General features: G+C 44.4%; 7 protein-coding genes. 1 reads left to right on the forward strand and 6 read right to left on the reverse strand.

What is annotated here, in order from left to right; all coding sequences use genetic code 11:
• Positions 1 to 22 precede the first annotated feature (22 nt).
• The 5 genes from ACFQ2O_RS18530 to ACFQ2O_RS18550 form a co-directional block, all read right to left on the reverse strand.
• A complete protein-coding gene (locus tag ACFQ2O_RS18530; RefSeq protein WP_377531421.1) occupies positions 23 to 820 on the reverse strand; it encodes a queuosine precursor transporter in 798 nt (265 codons plus the stop codon).
• 219 nt (positions 821 to 1,039) lie between these two features.
• Positions 1,040 to 1,957, reverse strand: coding sequence for a ribonuclease Z (locus ACFQ2O_RS18535; protein ID WP_377531425.1), 918 nt, complete (start codon positions 1,955 to 1,957; stop codon positions 1,040 to 1,042).
• A 15-nt stretch (positions 1,958 to 1,972) separates the two neighbouring features.
• Complete coding sequence (locus ACFQ2O_RS18540; RefSeq protein WP_377531426.1) at positions 1,973 to 2,350, reverse strand: STAS domain-containing protein; 378 nt, start codon at positions 2,348 to 2,350, stop codon at positions 1,973 to 1,975.
• A 53-nt stretch (positions 2,351 to 2,403) separates the two neighbouring features.
• On the reverse strand, positions 2,404 to 3,351 hold the full coding sequence (locus ACFQ2O_RS18545; protein WP_377531437.1) for a phosphoribosylaminoimidazolesuccinocarboxamide synthase: 948 nt from the start codon (positions 3,349 to 3,351) through the stop codon (positions 2,404 to 2,406).
• A gap of 197 nt (positions 3,352 to 3,548) precedes the next feature.
• Positions 3,549 to 5,009, reverse strand: coding sequence for an SDR family oxidoreductase (locus tag ACFQ2O_RS18550; RefSeq protein ID WP_377531430.1), 1,461 nt, complete (start codon positions 5,007 to 5,009; stop codon positions 3,549 to 3,551).
• A 281-nt stretch (positions 5,010 to 5,290) separates the two neighbouring features.
• Between ACFQ2O_RS18550 and ACFQ2O_RS18555 the strand changes: the two genes are divergently transcribed.
• Complete coding sequence (locus ACFQ2O_RS18555; RefSeq protein WP_377531432.1) at positions 5,291 to 5,728, forward strand: nucleoside deaminase; 438 nt, start codon at positions 5,291 to 5,293, stop codon at positions 5,726 to 5,728.
• A 103-nt stretch (positions 5,729 to 5,831) separates the two neighbouring features.
• Here the strand turns inward: ACFQ2O_RS18555 and ACFQ2O_RS18560 are convergent, their stop codons facing one another.
• Positions 5,832 to 7,310, reverse strand: coding sequence for a helix-turn-helix domain-containing protein (locus ACFQ2O_RS18560; RefSeq protein ID WP_377531435.1), 1,479 nt, complete (start codon positions 7,308 to 7,310; stop codon positions 5,832 to 5,834).
• Positions 7,311 to 7,353: the final 43 nt, after the last annotated feature.

Raw genomic sequence — 7,353 nt, forward strand, 5'->3', positions numbered from 1 at the left:
AGCCTAGATATAAAGATAGACGTTACTGTTGTTCACTTTCTGTAGCTGCTTGTTCTACTATCTTTTCTGCCTGTTTTTCTCCCAGGTAGCTGTCAATAAGATAATGGGCAAAGTATAAAACAGGAGTCAGAAGTATAGCAACGGCAAATTTATAAATGTAATTTATCAAAGAAACAGAAAGTATCTGCTCCATAGACCAGTTGCCAAAAAGGTAAAAAGCGATAAACAGCACCACAAAGGAGTCAATAAGCTGAGATACAAGTGTGGAGCCTGTAGCACGAAGCCATATCTTGCTGCTGCCTGTAAACCGACGGAGCCAGTGAAAAACGGTCGCATCTAAGAACTGAGAAAGAAGAAAAGCCGCTACTGAACCAAGTATAATTCCAAGGCCCTGCCTGTAGACACTGTTATAAGCATAGTTTATATCAAATGCGTTTCCATTGGCATCGGTGCTGTTTACTTCCAGCCAAAAGGCTGCTGGCGGCAAGCCTGTAACAAGGCTGATTACTAAGAAAGCATATAGGATAATGCCTACTGTAAGTATACTTACTTTCTTTACTCCAGCCTTTCCGAAATACTCATTTATGATATCGGTTGTGATGAACACAACAGGCCAGATCATAACGCCTGCAGTAAGGTTAAAATCTAACTTTGTGCCTCCTAATAAAGGTAGTTGAGCGCCAGGCAGACCTAATAATGCCTCACCCGAAAATATTTTTACACCAATAAGCTCAGCGAGTAACGCATTAGAAATAAAAATACCGCTTAAGACAAGAAAGAGTTGTGTTCGCTTTTTTTCGGACTGCGATGTTTGTTCCATTCTGTTTTTAATAAAGCAACAAGTTTAAGAGATGGTAGTTGCTAAACCAAACTGGCTGTACATAATTTTGTATCTACTTATAGGAATAGGAGGTTGCTTTCTTCCTTAAAGCGGTTTTAAAGGTAAGGAGAACAACGTTTTAGATTTTAAACAAAGGGTGCTGCCCGGATAATGGACTATGGTCGGTATAGTGAGGGGAGGAGGATTGAGGTTGAAAAATTAGTCTCTTACACAGAAGATACTGCCTTCAATAGCCAACTCGGTTTTAGGAAATACCTCTTGAGCTTCTGCCAGGAGCGGCGTAAGGTCTTTGTAACGCACCGAAAAATGACCGATCAGCAACTGCCTGACCTGCGCCGCTGCGGCGAGTTCGGCAGCTTGCCTGGCGGTGCTATGAAACGTGTAATCGGCACGCTCACGCAGATCGTCGGCAAAGGTGGCTTCGTGATACAGCAGGTCAACGCGTTGCAGGTAAGGAAGCAGCGCTGGCTTATAACGACTGTCGGCGCAGTAGGCGTAACTCCGGCTGCGCTTTGGTTCCTGGGTTACGTCCTGGTTTTGCACTAGCAGTTTTCCATGTTCATCACGGATGTCTTCGCCCCACTTTAAACGCACTAGTTGCGGCGGCGTCAGGAAACTTGGGAGCTTTTCTTTAATGAGCGGGCGCGGCTTCTGCTTTTCCCTGAACAGGAACCCGCAGCAAGGCACCCTATGCTCCATGGGGATGGTATGCACGGTTATACCTTTGTCTTCGTAGATTTTCTTGTAGCAGGTGGTGTCAAGCTCATGGAAAATAAGCTTATAGCACAGGTTGGTGCCCGAGTACTTTAGTTGAAGTGATAGAATCTCAGAGAGCCCGGGAGGGCCGTAGAGGTGGAGGGGAAGCTGACGGCCTTTCAGGTGCATGGTAGAAAGGAGTCCAGCCAATCCAAAATAGTGATCACCGTGGAGGTGGCTGATATAGACATTGCAGATGCGCTGATACTTTATTTTGTAATGCATCAGCTGCATCTGCGTGCCTTCACCGCAATCTATCAGGTGGTACTGGTTTCCTATGGTCAGTACCTGTGCGGTATGATGTCTGTTTGCCGAAGGTGTGGCCGACGAACTGCCCAGTATTCTGAGTTCGAAATCCACAAGCGGCAGGTATTACTAGTCTTCTTTATTAGTCAGGTCCTGCTCAATCTCGTGCAAAAAAACACGGTCGATTGCTTCTTCTACTGTAGGCAGGATGTTCAGTACAGACTCTAATTTAGAGATTGTGATCAATTTCATCACATGGTCTTGCAAGCCAGTAAGGATCAATAAACCACTAGATGAGTTGCACAAACGGTTGGCAATCAATATAGAGCTAAGGCCAGACGAGTCTGTATACTTAACGTTGCTTAAATCCAGAATCAAGCTGGTGATGCCTTCGGCATTCAATTTCACGAACTCAGACTTCAGGTCTGGAGCGATTGAAGTATCCAACTTCTTCTCATCTATCGTGATAATTGTATAGTTTTCTTTTTTATCAATCGTGTACTTCATGGTCTACCAGTAAGGATTATAATGCGAATGTACCAAAATCTACTTTAATTAACTCAATTTTTGGCAGTAAAAATATTGTCACTCACGTGCTGCTCAATGCGTTGTAGCACGTTTTTATAGTCTTCTTTTTTAAGTTTCTGACCTGTAAAGGCCTCATATAGCTCCATATAGCGCTCAGAAATTCCTTGCACTACATTGTCTGTCATTTCTGGAATGCGCTGGCCGTCTTTGCCCTGAAACCCATTCTCAATAAGCCATTGCCGTACAAACTCTTTAGAGAGCTGCCGTTGTGGCTGTCCCTGCTGCTGGCGCTCCTCGTAGCCTTCGCTGTAGAAATAACGAGAAGAATCAGGGGTGTGGATTTCGTCTATAAGAAAAACCTGCCCGTTGTATTTGCCGAATTCATACTTGGTGTCTACCAATATCAACCCACGCTGCTTTGCAAGCGCTGTTCCGCGTTCAAATAAAGATCTGGTAAAACCTTCTAATTTAAGGTAATCCTCCTCAGATACAATGCCTTTAGCTAAGATTTCTTCTCTTGAGATGTCTTCATCGTGCCCTTCATCCGCTTTAGTGGTTGGGGTGATGATTGGCTCCGGTAGTTTATCGTTTTCTTTCAGACCTTCAGGCAACGTAACACCGCAAACGCTGCGCTTACCAGCCTTATACTCACGCCAGGCGTGGCCGGCAAGGTAACCTCGTATAACCATTTCTACTTTAAATGGCTCACAGTTATACCCAATAGTTACGTTAGGGTCTGGCGTGGCAATTACCCAGTTTGGAACTATATCGGAAGTGGCCTTTAAGTTAATGCTGGCTATTTGGTTTAAGACTTGCCCTTTATAAGGTATGGCGCGTGGCAATACTACATCGAAAGCGCTTATACGGTCTGTGGCAACAATGGCGAGCCTGTCCTCAAAATAGTAAACATCGCGTACTTTGCCTTTATAAAAGCCGGTTTGTCCGGCAAAGGAGAAGTTGGTTTCTTTGATAGCCTCCATTAAGTCAGTGTCGTTATAAGCGGGCAAAGTTAGCTATATTTTGTAGGTCAGGAAATAAAAGTATGACTTGTTGAAAATTGTTCTGCCGAAGCTAAAACATAGTTTGTAAAAGATATTGTAGTATACTAAGGTAATACCTTTTAGTTTTATACTTAAGAATCTATAGTTTGCATAATATCCCGAATGTTGCTTCAATATTAACTCTTGGCTTGAGAGTGGCTATCTCTGTAGCGAATGATGTTCTGTATCATCCCGCCAAAGATAATAAAGTGGAAGGGCAGAACAGCGTACCAGTATAATCTACCTATCAAGCCATCGGGACGATAGGCTGCCAGTTGCTCCAGATAATCACCGTCTGGTTCGTGGCAAATCTTAAACTGTAGCCATGCTTCTCCGGGTAATTTCATTTCAGCATAAAGCAGCAAGCGTTTATCTGTTTCGTCGGCAACCAGCACACGCCAGAAATCAATGGTGTCGCCAGCCTTTACCTCATTAGGGCTGCGGCGGCCACGCCTTAACCCAACTCCGCCTGCCATCTTATCCATCAGTCCCCGAATGCGCCATAGAAAGTCTGTTTTATACCAGCCACGTTCTCCGCCAATGCTCCAGATATTCTCTTGTACTTCTTCTACTGGTCTGCTAAACCTCATCCGCTTTCTATCGGTCAGCACGCCATGGTGGGGAATCTGAATAAAGTTCATGTAGTTGGAGGGTATGGTGCCGCTCACTAAAGCATCCGTCCAGCTTGATACAACCGAGTTTTGCTCTATTTTAGTAAAAGCCATACTTACAGCTTCTTCATAAGGCACACACTGGTGCGGAATCAAAGTATCTATACTATGATCACGCACTACGGCATCATTCCGAAGGCTATCAACAAGGCTTTTAGCCAAAGTATAGTTGGTGCTAGTAACAAAATAAAGCCAGTAGGAGGAGAGCCGCGGGGTGAGTACAGGCAAGGTGATGATATGCCGCCTTAGTCTGCGCACCTTTGCCAGTTGCAGTAGCATTTCTTTATAGGTGAGCACATCAGGGCCGCCAATTTCAAACTGCCTGTTGTAGCAGTCTTTGCGCCCCAGCACCTCTGTTAGGTAAAACAGCACATCGCGTATGGCAATAGGCTGGCACCTGGACTTAAGCCATTTAGGAGTAACCATAATGGGCAGCTTGTCAACTAAATCACGGATGATCTCAAAAGAGGCACTGCCAGAGCCGATAATGATAGCAGCGCGCAGCACCGTTAGTTTTGCTATAGCACCTGCCAGCACTTCTTCTACTTTCAGTCGCGACGTTAAATGTTTCGATAGCTCCTTATCGTTTGAAATGCCGCTTAGGTAAATAATCTGTTTGGCGGTGGTGGAGTTGAGGTAGGAAACAAAGTTTTCAGCGCCGACTCTTTCTGCTTCAGAGAAATCGTCTTTGCTTGAGCCCATGGAGTGCACCAGGTAGTAAGCGGCATCTATGTCCTTTGGCAGTTGTTGCAGCGCTTCTGGTTGTAGTAAATCACCTTGCACCACCTGTACTTGGTGTTTTAATGAGTCTGGCAGGTTAAAACGCCGTGGATCCCGAACCATACACAATACCTCGTGCTGCTCTACCAGTATTGGTAAAATGCGCTTGCCAATGTAACCGTTAGCTCCTGTTAATAATATTTTCATGGTGCAGAGGTGAGTGCAGCATGTGTAGATTTAGCTGCCTTATACTTTCAGAACAGGCCAAAAGTAATTAAGTTAGTTGATTGCAAAAGATCAGGCTTCGTTAAAGGTATAGAATGTACCATTTAGGGTTCCTTATCAGCGCAAAGAGGCTTAAAAGTAGTTTTGCCAGCCAGCTTTCCTGTTGATTATTTCTTGCAAAAGCGAGGTCTAAACAGGCTCAAGTTAATAGGCACATCTGAATCTAAATTATAGTTTAAACGAAGTTCAAATACACATATCTTATGAATGAATATTTACAGGCAGCGATAGAAGAAGCTAAAAAAGGGTATGCAGCAGGCGGTATACCCATTGGCTCTGTTTTAGTACACCAGGGCAAAATTATAGGCCGGGGGCATAACCAACGCGTACAGGCCGGAAGCGTAGTGCTGCACGGCGAAATGGATGCCCTTGAAAATGCAGGACGCCAGCCGGCGTCGGTGTACCAGCAATGCGTGCTATATACTACTTTATCGCCTTGCCCTATGTGTTCAGGCACTATTTTGCTCTATGGTATTCCCAAAGTAGTAATCGGAGAAAATAAAACTTTTATGGGAGAAGAAGATCTGCTCCGCTCCAGAGGTGTAGAGGTGGAGGTGGTTGATAATGCTGCATGTGTGCAGTTGATGCAGCAGTTCATTAGGGAAAAGCCTGACTTATGGAATGAAGATATAGGCGTTTAAAAAGCTTGTATAGTATAATACGACAGAGGAAGCCGAAATTGCCTCTTCTGTCGTTGTTATGATTGCCCAGTTCCTGTTTAGCAGCTATGTGGTAAAACTGAGATCAGGCTTTTCCCCCCAGCTTTGCCAGTACTTGCGTTACTTGTTCCTGCCAAAGCTTTTTTTCAAGTATAACAGGAGGGGCTGAGCGTTCCAAGCAATCTATAGCCGGACAGCGCTCGCAGGTTTCATTTACTTTTCGGATAACTATAGCAGTATCGTCTAAAAACTGAATTTTGTTTCGTAAGTTCTCATTTATAAGCAAGCCTATACTTACGGTGCCGTGGCGGTTTTCAGCAGGCTGTGCCAAAGCCAGTACCAGGTACTCATTATCAGAATTTATGTAAGATGAGCGCTGTATCCCAACTAAAGAAGTATTTGCTAGAACTGGGTTCTTAAGTTCTTCAAACAGCGTGAGTGAAATCCAGCGGCGGCAATAATGTTCATTTAAGAAAGAGGCATGAGGGTTGTGCAGGCCTGATAGGTGCAGTTCCTTTGTCAGGAAAAAGCTATCGGTAGCCGGCTCATGATGAAAGCGCAGGAAAAACAATTGGTCTATGCCAAAGAACTTAGGCAATAAAGAAGTCAGGCGGTGCAGCAGTGTTTCAGGGGAAGTGTTATACTTCTCCATTAAATGTAAAAGTTGCTGCGGCTGCCATGTCGGAAGCGCAAAAAAATGCTGGATATCCTGTACTAGTCGGTCTTGGTTTAATAGCAGGGCACCGGCAAAATAAGAAGCTTTAAAATTATTGAGTACTTCTTCGAAAGACTTTACTTTGACCCAGGTTGCTGTATAAGGTCGTTCCTGTAAGTTTAAATACCTGAAGCCTATTTCCCTGGCTACCGCAAAGGCCTTTTGGTGATCAGTTAGTTTGGGGTTCAGCAATAGCTTTGGAGCCATGCCTGGTATCAGAACAGAACGAAGCAGCCCAAGCTCGGCAAATTCTTCTATAACATGGGTATTGGTGGCCACGGCATAGGTTTGCTCAAGTATAGCGGCCAATTGTGTGAACGTGGGGTTTACGTCTATGTCCAGACCATGCTGCTCCATAAAGCGCTCTGCTTCCACTTCTATCTCATCAAAGTAATTGTCGTGCAGCTCCTGGTAAGAGCGTAAAGCAGAAAAGTAAAATTGCTCAACCCGCAAATCAAATGCTCTGGAAATCTCCAGCAACGTGTTTACAAAGGCACTTAACTTGGCAGGTGCAGTGGCAAACAGGTCGAGTACCCGGCTCATGTCCAGCCCGAAATGCTCCAGCGGTAGTTCAGACAGAATATTAGAGTGTAATAACTCACCTACTGGTTGTAGTCTTTTGCTAAGCTGCAGCGATACTAAATAATCGTATGTTACCCCTAAAGCATCTGCTATCACAGCTACTTTACTAGGCTTTGGGTGTTTTTTCCCTTTCTCAATCTCATTCAGATAAGATACCGAAATACCTGTAGCGGTAGCCAGTTCAGTAAGAGATATTCCTTTATCGGCCCGTAACTGCTTTACCTTCAGTCCGAAAATCATTCGGATAACATCTTCCTGTAATTTCATTTATGCTATAAGGAGTGATAATCCTTCAATTTCATTCTTTTTG

Origin of the sequence: Pontibacter rugosus, assembly GCF_042678745.1 — a bacterium.
Taxonomy (GTDB): domain Bacteria; phylum Bacteroidota; class Bacteroidia; order Cytophagales; family Hymenobacteraceae; genus Pontibacter; species Pontibacter rugosus.

What these genes read in the sequence shown, in the direction of transcription:
- ACFQ2O_RS18530 (WP_377531421.1), bottom strand. Translation starts at nt 820, where the DNA reads ATGGAACAAACATCGCAGTCCGAAAAAAAGCGAACACAACTCTTTCTT.
- ACFQ2O_RS18540 (WP_377531426.1), bottom strand. Translation starts at nt 2,350, where the DNA reads ATGAAGTACACGATTGATAAAAAAGAAAACTATACAATTATCACGATA.
- ACFQ2O_RS18545 (WP_377531437.1), bottom strand. Translation starts at nt 3,351, where the DNA reads ATGGAGGCTATCAAAGAAACCAACTTCTCCTTTGCCGGACAAACCGGC.
- ACFQ2O_RS18550 (WP_377531430.1), bottom strand. Translation starts at nt 5,009, where the DNA reads ATGAAAATATTATTAACAGGAGCTAACGGTTACATTGGCAAGCGCATT.
- ACFQ2O_RS18555 (WP_377531432.1), top strand. Translation starts at nt 5,291, where the DNA reads ATGAATGAATATTTACAGGCAGCGATAGAAGAAGCTAAAAAAGGGTAT.
- ACFQ2O_RS18560 (WP_377531435.1), bottom strand. Translation starts at nt 7,310, where the DNA reads ATGAAATTACAGGAAGATGTTATCCGAATGATTTTCGGACTGAAGGTA.